The organism is Streptomyces sp. NBC_00335, assembly GCF_036127095.1.
Classification (GTDB): Bacteria; Actinomycetota; Actinomycetes; order Streptomycetales; family Streptomycetaceae; genus Streptomyces.
This window is the reverse complement of record NZ_CP108006.1, coordinates 2,774,952-2,795,351: the sequence shown is the minus strand read 5'-3', so window position 1 is coordinate 2,795,351 and position 20,400 is coordinate 2,774,952. Positions and strand designations below refer to the sequence as shown.

Sequence of the window (20,400 nt, the reverse complement as noted above, 5' to 3'; positions counted from 1 at the left end):
CACTCACTAGGTTTTCATATGGTGAGCTGGATCACTCCGTCAGGATGGCCGGAAACGGCCGGGTTTAGGGTGGGCCGCATGGCACAGGACAAGGGTCGAACGGCCCCCAAGGCAGCCGCGCGGGGCGGGTATGCGGTGGGCGACGCCCGTCGGCAGAAGATCCTCGACACCGCCGTCGAGCACTTCGCGCAGTGGGGCTTCCACGCCTCCTCGCTCGCCCGGATCGCCAACGACTGCGGGATCACCCAGGGCGGCCTGCTGCACCACTTCCGCGGCAAGGAGGACCTGCTGCTGTCCGTCCTGGCGCAGAGCGAGCAGCACGATGTCGAGCGGCTCTTCAGCGGGCCCGCCGAGGAGGTCCCCTCGGTCGCCGCGCACTTCGCCGCGGTGGTCGCCCTCGCCGAGGACAACGCCCGCCGGCCCGGTCTCGTACGGATGTACAACACGCTGGTCGGCGAGTCCGGGAACCCGGGCCACCCCGCGCACGCCTACTTCCGGCAGCGCTACGACCGGGTCCTCGGCTACAGCGTCGACCTGATCCGGGCGGGCGTGGAGCGCGGCGAGGTACGGGCGGACACGGACTGCGAGGCCGTCGGCCGCGAAATCATCGCGGTGATGGACGGGTTCCAGATCCAGTGGGTGCTGGACCCCGGGGGCGTGGACATGGCGGTCCTGCTGCGCGGGTACCTGGACCGGCGGCTGCGGGAGATCACGGCGGCGGGGACGGGGCTGTGACGGGGCGGTAAGGGACGGGGCGGTAGGGGGACGGATCGGATCGGATCGGATCGGCTCGGCAGGCCCGGTCGGTGCATGCGGTGCGTGCGGTGCGTGCACTGCATGCGGTGTGTTCGACGTGCTTTCAGCGCGGCTCGAAGGGCGGCAGGGCGCTCAGGACCCCCTGCAGGGGTCGCGGCAGCGTGCTCTGGTCGGCGGCGACCTCGTAGCCACCGTGCCGGAAGGCGTACGTGAACGAGTCGAAGACCGGCTGTTCGGGCATCGAGATCCGCGGCAGGCGGGGAAAGTCCGCCTTCTGGAGTGCGGTGCGCAGCTTCGCGAGGGCGGACGCCGAGAGCTTGTCGCGGTCGACCGTCTCGGCCTTCGCGTTGAGCCGGAGGAACGATCCGTCACCCTTGATGATCAAGGTGCTGTTCTTACCGGCGATGCCCCCGCTACGGGTGACCGCGACGAGCGTCTCGCCGGCGCCGGGCGGCGAGACGCTGGGGGCGGGCGCGGGCGCGGAGGTGCTCGGCGCGGGCCGCGGGGCGGGAGCGGTCGTGCCGGTGCCCGGGTCCGGGCTCTGGCCGGCGCTCTGACCGGGAGACGGCGTCCCCGGGGCGTCCGTCGCCGTACCGGACGGGGTGCTCGTGGCGGGGCCGGAGCCCTGGCCCGTGCTCGTGTTCGGTGCCGGTGAGGCCCCGTCCTTCGACCCTCCGGAGGAGCACCCGCCCAGGGCCGCCACCACCGCCAGCGCCACGGCCGCCGTCGCCCAGCCCACTCGCCCACCACGTGCTCGCACGCCCCACCCCCGCAGGTATCCGGCTCGAACCCCGAGTATGGAGTCAGCACCACCCGCACGGATAGCACCCGGAGGCCGACATCCGCCGCTTCGCCCCTTGGCGCTGGCTGCCGCCGCTCACCGCTCTCGCACTCGGCCTCTGGGGCCTCTCGCGGGGCGGCTCGATGTGGCGCGACGAGTCCGTCACGTGGCAGGTCGCGCACCGGCCGCTCGGGCAGCTCTGGGAACTGCTCGGCCAGGTCGACGCCGTGCACGGCCTCTACTACCTGCTGATGCACGCGGTCTTCGCGGCGACGGGCGACACCCCCGGCCCCGGCCTCTGGTCCCTGCGCCTCCCCTCGGTGGCCGCCACCGCCCTCGCCGCATCCGGCGTGGCCGCGGTGGCCCACCACCTGACGGGTGCGGTGCGCGGTGCGGACGGTGGCGGGGGGCGCGGGCCGGGCGTACCCGGGGGATCCGGACAGTCCGGCGGCCCCGACCGGGCGGGCCGGTCCGGCCGGGTCGCGCTGCTGGCCGGGGTCGCGTACGCCCTGTTGCCGCCCGTGCAGATGTACGCCCAGGAGGGGCGCTCGTACGCGTTCGTCGCCGCGGCCGTCGTCTGGGCCACGTACCTGATGCTGCGCGAGTGCTGGGTCGCCTACGCCGTGGTGCTGGTGCTGGGGTGCTGGCTGCACGAGTTCGCCGTACTGGCGCTGCCCGCGCACGCGTTCGCCGCGTGGCGCTCGCGCGGCTGGCGGCTCGCCGCCGGGGCCGTGGTGGCCGCCCTGTTGCCGCTCGCCCTGGTCAGCGCGCGGCAGGCGCAGCAGCAGCTGGGCTGGCTCGGGCGGCCGAGCTGGCAGGACTGGGCGGCGTACGGGGTCCTCGCGGCCGCCTCGCTGCTCCTGGCGCGGGGAGCCGCGCGGGAACTCGTACGGGTCGCCCTGCCGCTGGCGCTGCTGCCGCCCGGGCTGCTGCTCGCGGTCTCGCTGGTGCACCCCTGGTACGTGGACCGGTACGTCCTCTACGCCCTCGCCGGCCTCGCCCTGCTCGTGGGGGCGCGGCTCGCCACGGCGCGGGGGTGGTGGGTGTGGCCGCTGGTCGGGGTCCTGCTGGTCCCGGTCGGGTTCTGGTCCGCGTGGCTGCGTACCCCCGAGAGCCGCAAGGACGACGCGCGGGCCGTGGCGGCGGCCGTCGGGGAACTCGCACGCCCGGGCGACGCGGTGCTGTTCATGCCCTCGCGGCGGCGCGAATGGCTGTTGTCCTCGCCGGAGACCTACGGACCCCTCCGCGACCTCGCGCTGTCCCGGACCCCGGCAGCTTCGCGGAGCCTGCAGGGCGTGGAGCGGACTCCGGAGGAGATCCAGGCGGCCCTGCTGGATCCGGCCGTCGAGCGGGTGGTCGCGCTGCTCGACCCGGTGGGGCAGCCGGTGGACGGCTACCCGGCGGAGGCGGTGAAACGTCAGATGCTCGTCTCCTCCTTCGACCTGTGCTCCGTGACGGGTGTGCGTGGTGCCCGCGTGGCCCTCTTCGCCCGGCCGGGCGGCTGCCCTTAGCTCCCGGCGGGCCGCGTCTGTGCTCCGCGGGACCTGCGCCTACCGGTCGCGCACGCCCCCGGCCCGGAGCCCGGGCCGTCCGGCGCGGCTCCCGGTACCGCCGCGCCGGTTCTTCCCGGGCGGCGCGGGCGCGCCCCGGAGCCGCTGCGCGGGGTCCCCTACCCGCCCTTCCACCGTTCCCCGGGTTGCCCCGGACCCGAAAGACCCGAGGCTCCGCCCCGGACCCCGCGCCTCAAACGCCGGCGAGGCTGGATTTGCCGAGCCCCGCCGGTCACGTGCACGGGGGATGGGCGGCGGTTCGTCGGCCTCGTAGGACCCGGGGCTTCGCCCCGGACCTCGCGCGTCAAGGGCCGGCGGGGCTGGATGGGGCAGGTCCGCCGCGGGCAACGCGCCCCAAGGCGGGTGCATTGAACGTCGGCGGGGCTGGATCTGGCAGGCCCGTGGCGGGTAATGCGTGCCCGAAGCGGATGCGTTCGCAGGAAGTGGGGTGGGGGAGGGGAGGATGGGCGGCGGGTCGTCGATCTTGCCCGGGTGACCCGCCGACTTCTGCCGGAGGTGCCGTATGGACACAGCCCGTTCCCGATCCCGCTCCCTCGTGCCGCCCGGTCCCCTCGTTGATGGCGACTGGCTCGCGGAGCGCCTCGGTATACCCGGGCTCGTCGTCTTCGACGCCTCCGTCGGGGCGCACCGCGACGCGGACCGGCGGATTCCGGGGGCCCGTCCCTTCGACCTCGACGGCGCGCTGTCCGACCACACCGCCGCCGCCCCGCACACCATGCCCGGACCCGCCGCCTTCGCCGAGGCGATGCGCGCCCTCGGTGTCGACGACGGCGGCACGGTCGTCGCGTACGACGGCGCCGGGATCTACTCCAGCGCCCGCGCCTGGTGGATGCTGCGCGCCATGGGCTTCGACCGGGTCGCCGTCCTCGACGGCGGGCTGCCCGCCTGGGTCGCCGCGGGCCGGCCGGTGGAGGAGCGCCCGCCGGGGTACGAGGGCCCGCGCGGCTCCTTCGCGGCCCGGCCCCGCGCCGGGCTGGTGGTCGACGCGGCCACCGTGTCGGCGGCCTTGTCCGATCCGGCCGCCGCGGTGCTCGACGCCCGGACCCGCGAACGCTTCGCCGGAACCGCCCCCGAACCCCGCCCGGGCCTGCGCGGGGGCCACATGCCGGGCGCGGTCAGCCTCCCCTTCGGGGAACTGCAGCGCCCCGATGGGCTGATGCGCCCCGCCGCCGAACTCCGCGCGGCCTTCGGGGCGGCAGCGGGGGAGCGGGAGCGGCTGTACTTCAGCTGCGGCTCCGGGGTCACGGCCTGCGTGCTCGCGCTCGGCGCGGACCTCGCCGGGTACGAGAACCTCGCGGTGTACGACGGCTCTTGGAGTGAGTGGGGCATGCCGTCCCCGGACAGGCCGGTCGTGCGGGGGAGCTAGGGGGCGTCTTGCCGATCAGGCCGGGCTCGCGGCGCCTGCCGCGTAGGCTCGCCGTGTTGTCGTCACTCGCCGACTTCCCCACGCTCTCGGCTTCGTTCGAGCAGGGGGGGCTCCAGTCGCGTCGACTCCCTCGTCCGCCTTGCGATCGCGCGCGTCAGACACCGCTCCCTGATCCGGGCTGATCGGCAAGACACCCAGGGCGTGTCCGCAAAGTCCCGCCCGCCTCGCGACGCGCACGGCGCTACTGTGCGGACGCCCCCCAGGCCGCCCCGCTCGTCGGGGGGTTAACCCCACCCAGGATCCGGGCACGTGCACCATGCCCCCGCGGCCACCGCGCGGGCACGATCGACGGTATGACCACGAAGACGCGTACGCGCGGTACCAGGGCCACCGTCACCTTCACGACCGCCGCCGGGTACGGCGCCGCGGCCCTCGCCGCGGGACTCCTGCTGACGGGCTGCTCCGTGGGCACGCTCGTCTCCCGCGGGGGCCCGGAGAAGACGGCGAGCGCCGATGCCACGGTGGCCGGGGCCGTCACCGCGGTCGACGTGTCGGACGCCGGCAGCGGATCCATCGAGGTGGTCGCCGGTTCAGGCCCGGGCGTCACCGTCCGCCGTACCGTCCATTACCGCGGCGACACCGTGCCCGAGCCCGCCCAGCGGCTCTCCGACGGCGTACTGACCCTGACCAACGGCAATTGCTCCGGCCGCTGTTCCGTCGACTACCGGCTGGAGGTGCCGGCCTCCGCCACGGTCACGGCCGGGAGCAGCAGTGGTCGCGTCACGGTGGCGGGGGTGGCCGCCGCCACCGTCAGGACCTCCTCCGGATCGGTTCGGGCGGACCGGATCGCGGGCCCGCTGAAGGTCACTACGTCCTCGGGTTCGATCGCCGCCGAGGAGCTCGCCGGCCCGGACGCGGACGCCCGTTCCGACTCCGGCGACGTCCGCCTGGCCTTCGCGAAGACGCCGTCCTCGGTCGCCGTCAAGACCAGCTCGGGCGACGCCAAGGTGAAGGTTCCCGCGGCCCCGTACGCCCTCGACATCTCCACCACCTCCGGCGAGCGCGAGATCACCGTCCCCGCGGACCCGTCCGCGACCGCCCGGCTCGCCGTACGGACCTCGTCGGGCGACATCGCCATCTCGGCGGCCTGAGCCGCGCCCCGGCCACCCGGTCGCCCGGCCGCCCCGGCCACCCGGGGCCGGGGTACCGAATGCCGGACGCGGCCCCGGTGGATCTGGCCGGAAAGACACGCTCTCCTCGGAGGAGCGGCCGTGGTGGCCTTCGCCGTGCGAAGCGGCGGAAGGTCCCACGTCACTGCCCCGGGAGGGCGGATTCCGAAACGCAGAAAATATGTATCTCGGTAATTAGATGAACTGATTCCGGTCGGCTGTCCCGTGAAGTCATCGACACCGCAGAGCGCCTTTGGTTAGGTACCACCTGTCCAGCGCACCTCAGGCGACACGAGGGCAGCTGTTCCCGGCGGAGAGGGGACTCCGGCCGAATCCAGACGCTCCTCTCCCCTTCCTGCACAGCCCCGCACGTCTCGCGTGGGGGTACCTCAACGGAAGGTTCGAACTCATGTTCAAGCGCAAGCTTGCCGCCGCGGTGGTCGGTACGGCCGCCCTGGTCGGCGGCACCGTGGCGACGGCAGCACCCGCCAACGCCGCGACCGTCATCGGCATCTTCTACTGGAACAGCAACTACGGCGGCTCCACCTACACGGTCACCGCCGGCGGCACCACCTCTTGCACCGGCACCACGGGCGACTGGGACTTCACGTCCGGCTTCAGCAGCAGCTGGAACGACGAGGCGTCCTCGCACAAGGGCTTCGCCAACTGCGCCATCAAGGTGTACGAGAACGCGGGTCAGGGCGGCGCTTCCAGCGGCTTCTACGTCAACCTGTCCGGCTACGGGGTCCTCAACGACGAGGTCACCTCCGCCCTGTACTCGTGATCACCACGCTCGACAGGACAGCGGCGACCGGCCGGCGGCACACCGGCCGGTAGCCGTGTCTGAATCTGAACGACACGGCGGTGAAGCCGGAACCGACCGGCTTCACCGCCGTGTCACAGACATGGACAGCATGAAGGAGGTGCGGTGAGAACTCGAACTGGGACAGTGATCATCACGGCGATGGCGGGTGCTTTCGCTCTCGCCGGATGCTCGGGCAGCGGCGGAGGGGACGAGGAACCGCCGCTCGGCCAGGTCCCGAAGGTGATGCGTCCGGCCGACGTCCCCGCTCTGCCCATGAACCAGTACGTCCTCGGCGAGAAGGAGATGCGCGCCTACACCCAGGCACAGGCGGTGCTCTCCCGGCGCTGCATGGAGCGATTCGGCATGTCCTGGCTGACCGATGCCCAGACGACGGCCGACCTGCCCAACCTCGGTGCGGATCCCGCACGGTACTTCACCATCATCGACACCGAAGCGGCGCAGCTCCACGGGTACGCGGACCCCTCCGCCAAGGACGCGAAGGACAAGGGCACCACTCCCGGATACGAGCCCACCGCGGCGGAACGGGCCGTGTACAACGGGTCCGCGAAGGGCGTCACGGACACGGCCGGCAAGCCGCTGCGCGAAGGCGGCTGTGCGGCGGAGGTCGACGAGGAGATGAAGAAGGGCGGCGTGCACGGCGTCAACCCCCTCACCGTCGGCAACGAGTTCTACAGCCTCTACGCGAAGGTCCAGCAGGACAGCCGGGTGGCCGAGGCGTTCACGAAGTGGTCCGCCTGCATGAAGGAGAAGGGCTTCTCCTACCGGACCCCCCTCGATGCGGCGAACGACACCGAATGGAAGTCCGGGGCGGCGACGCGGGCCGCGATCGCCGTGGCCACCGCCGATGTCGCCTGCAAGCAGCAGAACAACACCGTGGGCATCTGGTACGCGGCCATGGAGGCCCACCAGAAGGCCTATGTCGACAAGAAGGCCGAGCACTTTTCCGAGATTCTCGCCAACAAGAAGGCATTGGTCGAGAGTTCCGCACGCATCATGCAGGGGACGTAATGAAGGCTGTGACGGGAACGCGCGCCCTTGCGGTGGCTCTCCTCCTCGGCGGTATGACGCTGACCGCCTGCTCCGACCCGGGCACGCCCGGGGGGGACGAGACCGGCGCCGCCGAGGTCGGTTCCCGCAGCGTCGAGGCGTACACGACCTGCATGGACGGGCAGGGCGTCAAGGTTATCGACGGCAAGGCGCGCACCGACGACGGTGTGGATGCCGCGAGGCTGGGCAAGGCCTACCGGGCCTGCCGCGCGGTCGCCCCGGCGGACGTACAGGTCCCGGTCACGCAGTGGGAGCTGTCCCTCCTCACCGAATTCGTCACCTGTATGCGGGGGAAGGGGCACAAGGAGTACGGCGACCCCGATCCCCGGACCGGGACGTACGCGATGCCGAAGGACTCCGAGATCGACAAGGAAGCCGAGCTCGCCTGCCTCGCGGCCGCAGAGCAGCGGGCAGGGAAGTGAAGAGGGAGCACCCGGCCCCGGACGAAGGTCCGTTGGAGGCCGGCCCCCTCGACGACGTGGACATCGGCGAGCTCCCCCACAAGGGCCGGCACGGCAGCGGCTCCCCGTTCCGGGGCCGTCGCGCCCTGATGGGTGTCGTTGCCACCGCGACGCTCTTCTCCGCCGCCGGCGTGGGGGCGGGCATGTGGATCAAGTCGCCCGCCCAGCGGGCCGCCGAGGCGGGTGCGCCCCGGCAGTCCCTGCTCACCCGGCCCGTGGAGAAGCGCGTGCTCACGACCGACGTGGTCACGCGCGGCAAAGTGGTGGCGGGGCAGACGGTCACGATCGCTCCGCAGGCGGGCGCCGGCGGCGAGGGCGGCGCCCCGGTGGTCAGCCGGGTTCCCATGAAGGCGGGCGACTCGATACGGCCCGGGCAGGTACTGGTGGAGATATCCGGGCGCCCGGTCTTCGCCCTGGAGGGCAAGGTGCCCGCCTACCGCGACCTGAAGCCGGGAGCCCGCGGCCAGGACGTCCGCCAACTCCAGGAGGCCCTCGGGAAACTCGGATTCCCGGCGGGGTCGGACGAGCGCGGCGCGTTCGGACCCGGTACGAAGAAGGCGCTGAGGGACTTCTACGCCTCCATCGGGTACGAACCGCCTTCGGCGACCGACGACGCCGGCGCGGACGTCAAGGCCGCGGTCGCGGCGACCCGCGCGGCGGCCCGGGCCGTCGAGGACGCGCAGACCGCCCTCAGCGACGCCTACTACGCCCTCGGCAAGGTTCCCGCCGGCGAGGACCGTACGCAGGCGGCGAACGCGGTGAAGGCCGCCCGCCGTGCGCTGGACCGGGCCATCGAGGACCGGCGGATCGCGCAGAGCGAGCTGGCCGACGCCCAGGCATCGGACGGACCGGAACTCCCGGCCTCCGAGGTCGTGTTCCTGAACGGATTCCCGGCCCGCGTGGACACGGTCGGCGCGCGCGCCGGCAGCCCCGCGGGCGAGTCGGTGATGACGGTGTCCGCCGGGGAACTCGTCGTCCACGCGTACGTCAACGCCCTCCAGGTGGAACTCCTGAAGGACGGTCAGCCCGCCGAGGTCTACGCCGAACTCGACCGGAAGAAGACGCCGGCCCGCCTCGTGTCCGTGGCCACCACCCCCAGCACGGCCCGGCGCGACGAGGACGACGAGCAGCAACCGGCGGCCGGCGGCGAGGGGTACCTGATCGTCCTGCGCCCCGACAGCGCGCTCGCGGCGAACCTGTCCGGTCAGGACGTACGGGTCACCGTCCAGGCCGCGTCCACCGGAGCCGAGCAGCTGATCGTCCCGGTGACCGCGGTGACGGCCGGACGCCAGGGAACACTGCACGTCACCGTGGTGACGGCGGGCAACGAGCAACGCCGGGTCGAGGTACGCGAACTGACGAGCGGCGGCGGATACGTCGCCGTCGACCCGGTCCAGGCCGACGCGCTGCGCCCCGGGGACCAGGTCGTCACGGGGGTCACCACCGAGCGTTCCGCACCGAGCGGCGCGGCGGAGCGGGACGGAGAGGCGACCTCGTCGTGACCGACAGTGCCGCACCCCCCGTCATCGAGTTCCGGCAGGCCGGGCTGACCTATCCGGGCCGGCCGCCGGTCACCGCGCTGCATCCGAGCGATCTCACCGTGCGCCGGGGGGAGTTCGTCACGGTGGTCGGCCCCTCCGGGTCCGGCAAGTCGACCCTGCTCAACGTGATCGGGCTGCTGGACCGGCCGACGACCGGCAGCTACTTCCTGGACGGCCTCGACACCGGCGGACTGGGCGACGCGCGGCGGACGGCGCTGCGCGGCCACCGCATCGGCTTCGTCTTCCAGGCCTTCCACCTCCTGCCCCACCGCACGGCCCTGGAGAACGTGATGCTCGGCATGGTCTACAACACCGCCGTCCCCCGGGGCGACAGGCGGGAGCGAGCCCGTGAGGCGTTGCTCAGGGTCGGACTCGGGCACCGGCTGGACTCCCTGCCCACCCGCATGTCCGGCGGGGAGAGGCAGCGCGTCGCCGTCGCGCGGGCCCTCGCGCACGGCCCGTCGCTGCTGCTGTGCGACGAGCCGACGGGCAATCTCGACTCGATGAACTCCCGGCGCGTTCTCGACCTCCTCGCCACCCTGCACGAGGACGGCATGACGGTGCTGGTGATCACCCATGACAGGGAGGTCGCGGCCCAGGGCGCGCGGACGGTCACCGTACGGGACGGAGTGCTCGCTCCGGCCGCCGCCGACGAGGCGCGGCCGGCCCGGAGCGGCGCCGGGAGCGGAGTCCTGGACCTGCCGGACGGGAGGCCCGCGTGAGACTTCGCCGCGCGCCCCGTACACCCCGTACGACCTCCAGCGCTCCGGACGACACCGCCGGGCTGCCGACCTCCCGCCTGGCGTGGCGGGACCTGTTCGCCGAGGCGCTCTCCGGGGTGCTGCAACGTCCTGCCCGGTCCGCTCTGACCTCGCTCGGCACCGTCCTCGGCGTGGGGGCCTTCGTGTCGGTCCTCGGCCTGACCGCCACGGCATCGGCCCAGATCGACGACCGCTTCAACGCCCTGACGGCCACCGAGGTGACCCTGGAGGACGCGGCGGCCGAGCACGACCCCGCGATCGCGCAGGCGTTCGGGCCCGATGCCGAAGAGCTGGTCAAGCGGGTCAACGGGGTGCGGGCGGGCGGCGTGCTCTGGCAGGTCAAGCTCCCGAAGGGGCAACAGGTCACCGGCTCCCCGCTGGTCGACGGGGTCCATGCCGACACCTCCGTCTTCGCCGCGTCCCCCGAGGCGCTGGACGCCGCACAGCTCACCCTCGCGCAGGGCCGGCTCTACGATCGCCGGCTGAGCGAGCGCCGTGAGCCCGTCGTGGTCATCGGCCAGACCGTCGCGGAGCGGCTCGGCATCACCAGCCTCGGCACCGATCCCGCCGTCTTCATCGGGGACCAGGCGTTCACCGTGATGGGCATCGTCTCCGACGCCGAGCGGCGGCCGGAACTCCTGCTCGCCGTGATGGTGCCGCGCACGACGGCCGAGACCCTGTGGGGGTCGCCGGCCGCCGGGACGGCCGCCATGCTCGTCGCCACGGAGCTCGGCGCCGCCCCGCAGGTCGCGCGCGAAGCCCCCGTGGCCGTGCGGGCCGACCACCCCGAGTACGTACGCGCCCTCGCACCCCCCGATCCCCGGACCCTGCGCTCGTCGGTCGGGGACGACCTCTCCCAGCTCTTCCTCGCCCTGGCCGGAATCTGCCTGGTGATCGGCGCGGTCGGCATCGCGAACACCACCCTGGTCGCCGTACTGGAGCGGACGGGCGAGATAGGGCTCCGGCGAGCGCTGGGCGCCAGACGGCACCACGTCACCTTCCAGTTCCTCACCGAGTCCGGAGCCCTCGGTGCGCTCGGCGGGCTCGTGGGGACGAGCGTGGGCGTGCTGGTGGTCGTGACCGTCTCCATCGCCAAGGAATGGTCCCCGGTCGTCCACCCGGCGGTCGCCGCGTCGGCCCCCCTGATCGGCCTGCTGACCGGCGTGCTCGCGGGTCTCTACCCGGCCCGCAGGGCGGCCCGCATCGAGCCGGTGGAGGCCTTGCGGCAGTGATCCGAGCCCTGTTCGCCCCCGGCGAACGGGTGTTGGGGAACATTGGGGGGCGCGCGTGCATTGAGTCGGCATAGCTCAACTTCACTGCCGGAGGGAACATCATGGCTTCGACGTCCGTAACGCTCACCCTGCCCGTGCTGCCGCTCGACGACGAGGTCGTGCTGCCCGGGATGGTCGTTCCGCTGGACCTGTCCGACGCCGAGGTGCGGGGTGCCGTCGAGGCCGCTCAGGCCGCCGCCGCGGGGGACAAGCCGAAGGTGCTGCTCGTGCCCCGGGTCGACGGGAAGTACGCCGCCACCGGCGTGCTCGGGACCGTCGAGCAGGTGGGACGGCTGTCCGACGGGGATCCCGGGGCGCTGATCAGGGGGCGCGGCCGGGTCCGTATCGGGGCCGGGACGACCGGGCCCGGGGCCGCGCTCTGGGTCGAGGGCGAGACGGTGGACGAGGCCGTCCCCGATCCGCTGCCCGGGGCCGTCGCCGAGCTCGTCAAGGAGTACAAGGCGCTCGCCACGAGCTGGCTCAAGAAGCGCGGGGCCTGGCAGGTCGTGGACCGCGTGCAGCAGATCGAGGGGGTCGGGGCCCTCGCGGACAACTCCGGCTACTCCCCGTTCCTGAGCATCGAGCAGAAGGTGGAACTGCTGGAGACGGCCGACCCCGTCGCCCGGCTGAAGCTCGCCGTCAAGGCGCTCAGCGACCACCTCGCCGAGCAGGACGTCGCCGAGTCCATCGCCAAGGACGTCCAGGACGGCGTCGACAAGGTCCAGCGCGAGTTCCTGCTCAAGCGGCAGCTCGACGCCGTGCGCAAGGAACTGCGCGAGCTCAGCGGGGAGAAGGAGGGCGAGGAGTCCGACGACTACCGGGCTCGCGTCGAGGCCGCCGACCTGCCCGAGAAGGTACGGGAGGCCGCCCTCAAGGAGGTCGACAAGCTGGAGCGCTCCAGCGACCAGTCCCCGGAGGGATCCTGGATCCGCACCTGGCTGGACACCGTGCTCGAACTGCCCTGGAACGAGCGGACCGAGGACGAGTACGACATCCGGGGGGCCCGCGCCGTCCTGGACGCGGAGCACGCCGGGCTGAGCGACGTGAAGGACCGGATCACCGAGTACCTGGCGGTGCGCAAGCGCCGCTCCGAGCGCGGGATGGGCGTCGTCGGCGGCCGCAGGGGCGGGGCCGTGCTGGCGCTCGTAGGCCCTCCGGGCGTCGGAAAGACCTCCCTCGGGGAGTCCGTGGCCCACGCCATGGGGCGCAAGTTCGTCCGCGTGGCCCTCGGCGGGGTCCGCGACGAGGCCGAGATCCGCGGGCACCGGCGTACGTACGTGGGCGCGCTGCCCGGCCGGATCGTACGGGCGATCAAGGAAGCCGGCTCCATGAACCCGGTCGTGCTGCTCGACGAGATCGACAAGGTCGGCTCCGACTTCCGGGGAGACCCGGCGGCCGCGCTGCTCGAAGTCCTCGACCCGGCCCAGAACCACACCTTCCGGGACCACTACCTGGAGGTGGAACTGGACCTGAGCGACGTGGTGTTCCTCGCCACCGCGAACGTGCTGGAAGCCATCCCCGAGGCCCTCGCCGACCGGATGGAACTGGTCTGCCTCGACGGCTACACCGAGGACGAGAAGGTCGTCATCGCCCGCGACCACCTGCTGCCCCGGCAGCTGGAGCGCGCCGGCCTGGCCGCGGAGGAAGTGGTCCTGGAGGAGGACGCGCTGCGCAAGCTGGCGGGGGAGTACACCCGCGAGGCGGGCGTGCGCACCCTGGAGCGTTCCCTCGCCCGGCTGTTGCGCAAGGTGGCCTCCCAGCACGAGCTGGGGGAGCGGGAGCTGCCGCTGCGGATCGGCGCCGGCGACCTGCGGGAGCTCATCGGGCGCCCGCACCACGTGCCGGAGTCCGCGCAGGACCCGGCCGAGCGGCGCACCGCGGTACCGGGCGTGGCCACCGGCCTCGCCGTGACCGGGGCGGGCGGTGACGTCCTGTTCGTCGAGGCCTCGCTGGCCGATCCCGAGACGGGCGCGGCCGGGCTCACCCTGACGGGCCAGCTCGGAGACGTGATGAAGGAGTCGGCGCAGATCGCGCTCAGCTTCCTGCGCTCGCACGGCGCCGAGCTGGAACTCCCGGTCGCCGACCTGAAGGACCGGGGCGTGCACATCCACTTCCCGGCGGGCGCGGTGCCCAAGGACGGTCCGAGCGCGGGCATCACGATGACGACGGCGCTGGCCTCGCTGCTGTCCGGGCGGCAGGTCCGCACGGACGTGGCCATGACCGGCGAGGTCTCGCTGACCGGGCGGGTGCTGCCGATCGGCGGGGTCAAGCAGAAGCTGCTGGCCGCGCACCGGGCCGGGCTGACCACCGTCATCATCCCGAAGCGCAACGAGGCCGACCTGGACGACGTACCGGCCGAGGTGCTGGCGGGGCTGTCGGTGCACCCGGTGACGGACGTACGCCAGGTCCTGGAGCTGGCCCTGGCCGCGGACAGCGTCCCGGTGGCCGCCGTGGCCTGATCCGAAAGGCGCGCACCGGGGGCCCGGGCTCCCCGCTCCGGCGGGGCCCCGGGTCCCCGGCGCACCCGCTGCGAAATACTGGTGGGCCACACACCAGCGAAGGAGCGGGCCTTGCACGGGACCGAAGACCAGGAGTTCCTTGCCCTGGAGCGGGAGCTGTCCGTCTTCCTCCGACGGGCCCGCGCCTCCTCCGGGGAGATGGCGCGCGAGCTGCACCCGGAGCTGGAACCGGCGGCGTACGGGCTCCTCGTACGGCTGGAGGCCGCCGGGCGGCAGCGGGCGACCGAGCTCGCCGCGTACTTCGGGGTCGGCAAGGCCACGATGAGCCGCCAGCTGCGGGCCCTGGAGGTACTGGGCCTGCTGGCCCGCGAGCCGGACCCGGCGGACGGGCGGGCCTTCCTGGTCGGGCTCACCGAGGAGGGCCGGGAACGCTTCCTGCGGGTCCGGGGCGCCCGGCGCGAGCAGTACATGCGCAAGCTCGCGGACTGGGACCGCGGGGAAGTGGCGGAACTGGCCCGGCTCCTGAACCAGTTGAACGCGGGCGGCGAGTAGCAGCACCCGGGGCGGGGCGGGGCGCGTAGCCGGACGCCCCTACAGCTCCGCGTACGCCGCCGACGCGTCGTCGTGGCGCTTGCCGCGGCGGTGTGCCCGGCCCGGGTCCGATTCCAGCGTGCGCACCCGGTCGATCAGGGACTGCGCGCCCTCCTTGCGCAGCACGGCCAGGCATGCGGCCCAGTCGCCCTCGGCGAACGTGTCCGTCCACCGGCCGGCCCCGTCCGTGAGCGCCGCCACCGCCCGCACCCCCGCGCGCGGCGTCCGCCCCGTCACCGCCCGGGCCGCCACCTCCGGATCCGCGGCGGCGGTGAAGAAGCCGCCCTCCGCGTTGCGCAGCCTGTCGGCGGAGGCCTCCGTGCGCAGCAGCTCGCGCGGGATCCGGTCCAGCCGGTCGTCGAGCACGGCGCGCACCTCGCCGCCGGGCGCCTGGAGGAGGAGCACGGAGTCCGACAGCACCAGGTGCTCGACCCAGGTCTCGTCCCAGCGGACCACGACCACCGTCGCCTGCGGCGTCCGGACGTGAGAAAGGTCACACGTGTCGCGGTGGGCGTCCGCGGTGTCGCGGATGGCCTCCGAAAGGACCCGGTCGAGGGGCATGTCCCGGCGCGATCCGGACAGTTCGGTCAATCGGCCGCCCAGCCGGGCCGCGAACCACGGCACTCCGTGCGCGCATCCGACCTCGCCCGGAGGCGGGGTGACCCCGTCGAGGGCGACCAGAACGCCGCCGCCCGAGGCGGGGATCGCGGCCGACACCCAGTCCTCGTTGGGGCGTTCCGGATTGCCGGGGGCGGAGGAGAGGTCGATGCGCATACGGACATTCTGCCCGCGCGGGGCTCCGTAGGGGAGGGAGAAGCCGGGGAAGGTCCGGACCAAAGTGGGGCGGGTGGGGCGTGAAGGGACTCCCGGGGTCGGCGGGGTGACCCTCGCCCTGTGGGCGGGCATCCTGCCAAAAGCCGCATCGATCTTTCAACCACCCGTCCACGGCCGGGCTCTGACAGCCGATCGCCGAGTTGGTCGCCAACTCCTCCGTACTGTTCACTCCTTCGTGTGGCCGGGCGGGCGATGTGCGGCCCTCATCCCAACTCGCTGCGAGGGTCTGAAGCAGTGCGGCGGTACGGCGCGGCGGTACAACGGAGGCGGGCAACCGTCTGCGGTGACCGGCCGTCACCCCGGCCCCAACAGGCAACGAGCACGAGCAGCACACGTAAACAGGATTGCGAGCACCGGTGCAGAAGAAGCGGCCTCGGAAGAACGGCACCGTCGCGAACGGCACCGCACCCGACGGCACCGCACCCGACCGACGAGCCCCCGAGGGCCCGGTCGCCGCGACCGCTCCCGCAGGGCGCCGCGTCCGTGTGCGCCGAAGGCTGGTCATCGGGGTCGCCGTGGCCGGGCTCGCCGTCCTCGCGGCGGGAGCGCCCGCCGTCCTGTCCGCCTCCGCGGACCTGAAGGACTCCCAGGAACTGGTCACCCTCGCCGACCGGAGCCGGCAGACCCTCACCCTCGCCCACCTGCTCGGAGACGAGCGCGACGCCGTCACCGCGTACGTGGCCGAGGGCCGCCCCGGCGGCGCCAAGGGCACGCAGGCCGCCGCGGTCCAGGAGCGCGCCGCGGGCACCGACCGCCAGCTCGCCGAGGTCCGGGCCGAAGCCGACGAGGAGCTCGCCCAGGCACTCGGCCGGGTCGGCGCCGTCCGCACCGAGTCCATCGAGGGCAAGGACAGCGCCCTCACCGCCCATCAGGCCTACTCCCGCGTCATCGCCGAAGTCCTCGCGCCGAGCGGCCGGCTCGCCGAGCTGACCCCGCCGCGCGCCGCGGACGCCCTCGTCACCACCCGCCCGCTGGGCCCCCTCGGCCAGGCAGTGGAGCAGGCCTCCGCCACCCGCGGACTGCTGCTCGCCGCACTGTCCGTGCCCGGTGGCGGCCGACAGCCGGGCGCCGCCGAGGTCGACGAACTCGCCGCCGCCGCCCAGCGGGCGCGCGTACGGGAGCAGGGCGCGCTCGACGATTTCGCGCGGGCAGCCCGCCCCGACGTACGCCAGAGCCTCGCCGCCACCGTCACCGGACCCGAGGTCAAGACGGCCGACGACTACCTCACGCGGCTCACCGACCGGCCGACCCTCTCCTCCGCCGACCGCAAGCTCGAACCCGCCACCGTCGGACCGGCCCTCACCGCCCGCGTCGACCGGATGCGCTCGGTCGAGGCCACCCTCGCCGGCCAGCGCGCCACCGCGCTCGCCGCGCTGCGCGACGACGACGTGACCGCGCTGGAGGTCAAGCTCGCCTTCCTCGGCGTGCTGTTCCTCCTCACCCTCGGCATCTCCACCGCCATCGCACGCTCCCTGACCCGCCCGCTGTCGGTCCTGCGGCGCGGCGCGGCGCGGCTGGCGACGCCCGAGGGCTCGGTGGAACCGGTCCGGTTCACGGGCCGCAACGACGAGTTCGCCGAGGTGGTGCGCCACCTCAACGCGGTGCGCGACCAGACGGTCTCCCTGCACACCCGCATCGCCGGACTCGACGCCGACCGGCGCCGCCTCATCGGCCGCAACGAGGCGCTCTCGGCCGGCCGGGAGACGCTGGAGGCAGAGCTCGCGCAGCTGCGGGCGGGGCTGGAAGAGCACCGCCGCATCATGTCGACCACCTCCGTCTCGCTGTCCCTGCGGACCCTGGGTCTCGTCGAGCGCCAGCTCGCCGTCATCGAGGAGCTGGAGTCCGAGGAGCCGGACCCGGACCGCCTCTCCACCCTCTTCAAGCTCGACCACCTGGCGACCGTGATGCGCCGCCACAACGAGAACCTGCTCGTCCTCGCCGGCCAGGAACACGGCCACGGCCAGGGCCTGCCGGTGCCGCTGGTCGACGTCATGCGGGCGGCGGTCAGCGAGATCGAGCGCTACGAGCGCGTCGACCTCGGGGTGCTGCCCTCGTACACGCAGGTCGCCGGGCACGCCGCCGACGACATCTCGCACGTCCTGGCCGAGCTGCTGGAGAACGCGACGACCTTCTCGCCGCCGGACGCCAAGGTGAAGGTGTCCGGATGGCTGCTGGAATCCGGCGACGTGGTGCTGTCCGTCATCGACGAGGGCATCGGGATCACCGGGGACCGGCTGGCCACGCTCAACGAGCGGCTGGCCACGCCGGACGCGTACGACGAGGAGCCCGAGTCCGAACACGGCCTGGGCCTCGGCCTGTACGTGGCCGGGCGGCTCGCGGCCCGGCACGGGGTCAGCGCCGAGCTGCGCACCCAGCGGCACGGCGGTACGGAGGCCCTGGTCGTCGTACCGGCCGCGCTGCTGCCCGCCACCCCGCCGGCCTCGCCGGTCCACACCCTGGGCGCACCGGGCGCACCCGCGCTGCACCTGCCCGGGGTGATCGCGGAGGCCAACGAGAACACCCTTCCCTCGCGGGTACGGGGCCCTGGCGCCGCCATGCCCGGGACCCCGGCGGCGCCGGCCCTGCCGGAGCCCGCCTTTGAGGGGGCCCCGGAGCCTTACCTGGAGCCGGAGCTTTCGGCGGAGCCGTACCTGGAGGCGGAGTTCCCGGCGGAGCCGTCCCCGGAGCCGTACCCGGAGCCGGAGTTCTCGGCGGAGCCGTCCCCGGAGCCGTACCTGGAGGCGGAGTTCCCGGCGGAGCCGGCCCCGGCCGCACCCGAAGCCGCCGCCGCGGAGCCGGCCGTCGCCCCGGCCCCCGCCGCCTTCCCCGAGCCGGAGCCCGCGCACGAGACCGCGCGGGGCGCCGCCGCGGAGCCGCCCGCCCGGGTGGCCCCGGAGCCCGCTCCGGCGGCGTTCGCGCCTCCGGCCGGGCAGCTGCCGCCCACGGAGCAGGTGTTCCGGGTCCCGGCACCGGCCGAGGTGCCCGCCGAGCAGGTGTTCCGCGTGACGCCGCAGGCCCAGGCCCAGGCCCAGGCCCAGGCCCCGGCCGCAGCCGCCGGGGCGCCCGCGGACGTACCCGCCGAGCAGGTGTTCCGCGTACCGCCGCAGGCTGAGGCGCCCGCCGGGGACCGGGCCCCGGACGGGACCGGACCGGATGAGGTCCTCACCGACAAGGGGCTGCCCAAGCGGAGCCCGCGCGTGGTGGCCGCCGGACGCGGTGAAGAGGTGCGCCCGGCGCCGGGCCGGGTGGACGCCGACGAGCTGCGCCGCCGCCTCGGCGGGTTCTACCGGGGTGCCCAGGACGGGCGCCGCGTGGTGGAGGCCGAGCTCGGGCAGGCCCCCGGGCAGGACGCGCCGCAGGACCCCCGACAGGGCCCGCCGCAGGACCAGGGGCAGACCGACCGGGGGGACACCGCACAGGAGGCACGCACATGAACGCGTCCAGTACGTACGGACTGAGCACCCAGGCACGCAACCTTCAGTGGCTGCTGACCGACCTCGTCGAGGAGGTCCCCGGGGTCAACTCGGTGGCCGTCGTGTCCTCGGACGGGCTCCTCCTGCTGTCCTCCGATCCGGTGGCACCCGATACGCCGGACGCACCCTCCGGACCCCCCGAACCCTCCCGCCCCAGCGGCCCCCGCGGCGCCTCCGCCGATCTGGCGACCATCGTCTCCGGCCTCGGCTCGCTCACCACGGGCGCCGCCGCCCTGATGGACGGCGGCTCGGTCAAGCAGACGATGGTGGCCATGGAGCACGGTTCCGTGTTCATCATGTCCATCAGCGACGGCTCGCTCCTCGGCGTACACGCCACGCCCGACTGCGACATGAGCGTCGTCGCGTACCACATGGCCTTGTTCGTGGGCCGCGCCGGCCACGTCCTGACCCCCGAAGTCCGCAGTGAGCTGCGCCAGTCGATGGAGAACACCTCGTGAGGAGCCCGGCCTCCGACCGGCTGCCGATACGCGGCGCCGACCGCCGTCCCGCCCGCGTCCGCCCGTACTCGCTTACCGGCGGCCGGACCCGCTTCACGCAGATCCTGCACGTCGAGACCTTCGTCGCGGCCCTCGACACCAAGGTGTCCGAGCCGCAGAAGGCCGACCGGATGCCGGAGATGCCGGCGATCGTCGAGGTCTGCCGCCGCATGCGCACGATCGCCGAGATCGCCGCGCTGCTGAAGCTGCCGCTCGGCGTGGTCCGCGTCCTGGTCAGCGACCTCGCCGACCAGGGCCGGATCCGCGTCTACGGGACCGGGCACGGCAGCGGCCGTCCCGACCGCGCTCTGCTCGAAAGGGTGCTCAGTGGGCTCCGCCGTCTCTGAAACCGGCCTCTTCTCCCCGAACACGGACCCGCACGCGCCGGCGGCGGCCCCGGACCCGGACGAGTCCGTACAGCCCTGGCAGTACGACCGCTCGCGCGCGCCCGTGGCCGTGAAGGTGCTGGTGGCGGGCGGTTTCGGGGTGGGCAAGACCACCTTCGTCGGTTCCGTCTCCGAGATCCGGCCGCTGCGCACCGAGGCGGTGATGACCGAGGCCGCCGCTCCGACCGACGACCTGTCCGGTACCCCGGACAAGCACACCACCACCGTCGCCATGGACTTCGGCCGCGTCACGCTCGACGACGACCTCGTCCTGTACGTCTACGGGACCCCGGGCCAGGAGCGCTTCTGGTTCATGTGGGACGACCTGGTGCGCGGCGCCGTCGGCGGGATCGTCCTCGCGGACACGCGGCGGCTGCGCGACTGCTTCCCGGCGCTCGACTACTTCGAAAGCTGCGGACTGCCGTACGCCGTGGCCGTCAACCACTTCGAGGGCACGCCTTCGTACGAACCGGAGGACGTGCGGGAGGCGCTGACCATACCGGCGCGCGTACCCGTCGTGATCATGGACGCGCGGCGCCGGGTCACGGTACTGGAATCCCTGATGACCCTCGTGGGCCACGCCCTCGACTCGACCCCCGAATAGAGAACG

Annotated in this window: 18 protein-coding genes; 16 read left to right on the top strand and 2 right to left on the bottom strand. The window is 73.6% G+C overall.

Annotated features, from left to right (window positions below):
* Positions 1 to 78 precede the first annotated feature (78 nt).
* Positions 79 to 735, top strand: a complete 657-nt coding sequence (locus OHA37_RS12265; protein ID WP_266904561.1) for a TetR/AcrR family transcriptional regulator — start codon at positions 79 to 81, stop codon at positions 733 to 735.
* Between the two features lie 124 nt (positions 736 to 859).
* Here the strand turns inward: OHA37_RS12265 and OHA37_RS12260 are convergent, their stop codons facing one another.
* Positions 860 to 1,495 (bottom strand): hypothetical protein, encoded by a 636-nt coding sequence (locus tag OHA37_RS12260; protein ID WP_266904559.1) that lies wholly within the window; start codon positions 1,493 to 1,495, stop codon positions 860 to 862.
* A gap of 185 nt (positions 1,496 to 1,680) precedes the next feature.
* Here OHA37_RS12260 and OHA37_RS12255 point away from each other — a divergent pair, with 185 nt between their 5' ends.
* From OHA37_RS12255 to OHA37_RS12205, 11 genes are all read left to right on the top strand, one after another.
* A complete protein-coding gene (locus OHA37_RS12255) occupies positions 1,681 to 3,048 on the top strand; it encodes a hypothetical protein (protein ID WP_266904557.1) in 1,368 nt (455 codons plus the stop codon).
* Between the two features lie 562 nt (positions 3,049 to 3,610).
* A complete protein-coding gene (locus tag OHA37_RS12250) occupies positions 3,611 to 4,474 on the top strand; it encodes a sulfurtransferase (protein WP_266904555.1) in 864 nt (287 codons plus the stop codon).
* Positions 4,475 to 4,827: 353 nt separating this feature from the next.
* On the top strand, positions 4,828 to 5,625 hold the full coding sequence (locus OHA37_RS12245) for a DUF4097 family beta strand repeat-containing protein (protein ID WP_266904553.1): 798 nt from the start codon (positions 4,828 to 4,830) through the stop codon (positions 5,623 to 5,625).
* Between the two features lie 427 nt (positions 5,626 to 6,052).
* On the top strand, positions 6,053 to 6,427 hold the full coding sequence (locus OHA37_RS12240; RefSeq protein WP_266904551.1) for a hypothetical protein: 375 nt from the start codon (positions 6,053 to 6,055) through the stop codon (positions 6,425 to 6,427).
* A 144-nt stretch (positions 6,428 to 6,571) separates the two neighbouring features.
* A complete protein-coding gene (locus tag OHA37_RS12235; protein WP_266904549.1) occupies positions 6,572 to 7,477 on the top strand; it encodes a hypothetical protein in 906 nt (301 codons plus the stop codon).
* Positions 7,477 to 7,938: a hypothetical protein gene (locus OHA37_RS12230; RefSeq protein ID WP_266904547.1), complete on the top strand. Its 462-nt coding sequence runs from the start codon at positions 7,477 to 7,479 to the stop codon at positions 7,936 to 7,938. The genes OHA37_RS12235 and OHA37_RS12230 overlap by 1 nt, the downstream gene beginning before the upstream one ends.
* A complete protein-coding gene (locus OHA37_RS12225) occupies positions 7,935 to 9,479 on the top strand; it encodes a peptidoglycan-binding domain-containing protein (RefSeq protein ID WP_266904545.1) in 1,545 nt (514 codons plus the stop codon). Before OHA37_RS12230 ends, OHA37_RS12225 begins: the two co-directional genes overlap by 4 nt.
* Entirely contained in the window at positions 9,476 to 10,240 is a 765-nt protein-coding gene (locus OHA37_RS12220) for an ABC transporter ATP-binding protein (RefSeq protein WP_266904543.1), read from the top strand. The genes OHA37_RS12225 and OHA37_RS12220 overlap by 4 nt, the downstream gene beginning before the upstream one ends.
* Positions 10,237 to 11,511: an ABC transporter permease gene (locus OHA37_RS12215; protein ID WP_443046152.1), complete on the top strand. Its 1,275-nt coding sequence runs from the start codon at positions 10,237 to 10,239 to the stop codon at positions 11,509 to 11,511. Before OHA37_RS12220 ends, OHA37_RS12215 begins: the two co-directional genes overlap by 4 nt.
* Positions 11,512 to 11,612: 101 nt before the next feature.
* Positions 11,613 to 14,009 carry an endopeptidase La gene (gene lon, locus OHA37_RS12210; protein WP_266904541.1) on the top strand — a complete coding sequence of 799 codons (2,397 nt, stop codon included), beginning with the start codon at positions 11,613 to 11,615 and terminating at the stop codon, positions 14,007 to 14,009.
* A gap of 111 nt (positions 14,010 to 14,120) precedes the next feature.
* Positions 14,121 to 14,561, top strand: coding sequence for a MarR family winged helix-turn-helix transcriptional regulator (locus OHA37_RS12205; RefSeq protein ID WP_243336175.1), 441 nt, complete (start codon positions 14,121 to 14,123; stop codon positions 14,559 to 14,561).
* Between the two features lie 39 nt (positions 14,562 to 14,600).
* On the opposite strand, the gene OHA37_RS12200 is transcribed toward OHA37_RS12205, so the two are convergent.
* Complete coding sequence (locus OHA37_RS12200; protein WP_266904539.1) at positions 14,601 to 15,374, bottom strand: protein phosphatase 2C domain-containing protein; 774 nt, start codon at positions 15,372 to 15,374, stop codon at positions 14,601 to 14,603.
* Between the two features lie 416 nt (positions 15,375 to 15,790).
* Between OHA37_RS12200 and OHA37_RS12195 the strand changes: the two genes are divergently transcribed.
* The 4 genes from OHA37_RS12195 to OHA37_RS12180 are packed head-to-tail and all read left to right on the top strand — an operon-like array spanning position 15,791 to position 20,394.
* On the top strand, positions 15,791 to 18,868 hold the full coding sequence (locus OHA37_RS12195; protein WP_266904537.1) for a sensor histidine kinase: 3,078 nt from the start codon (positions 15,791 to 15,793) through the stop codon (positions 18,866 to 18,868).
* Positions 18,865 to 19,365 (top strand): roadblock/LC7 domain-containing protein, encoded by a 501-nt coding sequence (locus OHA37_RS12190; protein ID WP_266904535.1) that lies wholly within the window; start codon positions 18,865 to 18,867, stop codon positions 19,363 to 19,365. Before OHA37_RS12195 ends, OHA37_RS12190 begins: the two co-directional genes overlap by 4 nt.
* The gene (locus OHA37_RS12185; protein WP_266904533.1) at positions 19,362 to 19,751 is read left to right on the top strand and encodes a DUF742 domain-containing protein; all 390 of its coding nucleotides are present in this window, start codon (positions 19,362 to 19,364) and stop codon (positions 19,749 to 19,751) included. Before OHA37_RS12190 ends, OHA37_RS12185 begins: the two co-directional genes overlap by 4 nt.
* A complete protein-coding gene (locus tag OHA37_RS12180; RefSeq protein ID WP_266904531.1) occupies positions 19,732 to 20,394 on the top strand; it encodes a GTP-binding protein in 663 nt (220 codons plus the stop codon). Before OHA37_RS12185 ends, OHA37_RS12180 begins: the two co-directional genes overlap by 20 nt.
* Positions 20,395 to 20,400 lie beyond the last annotated feature (6 nt).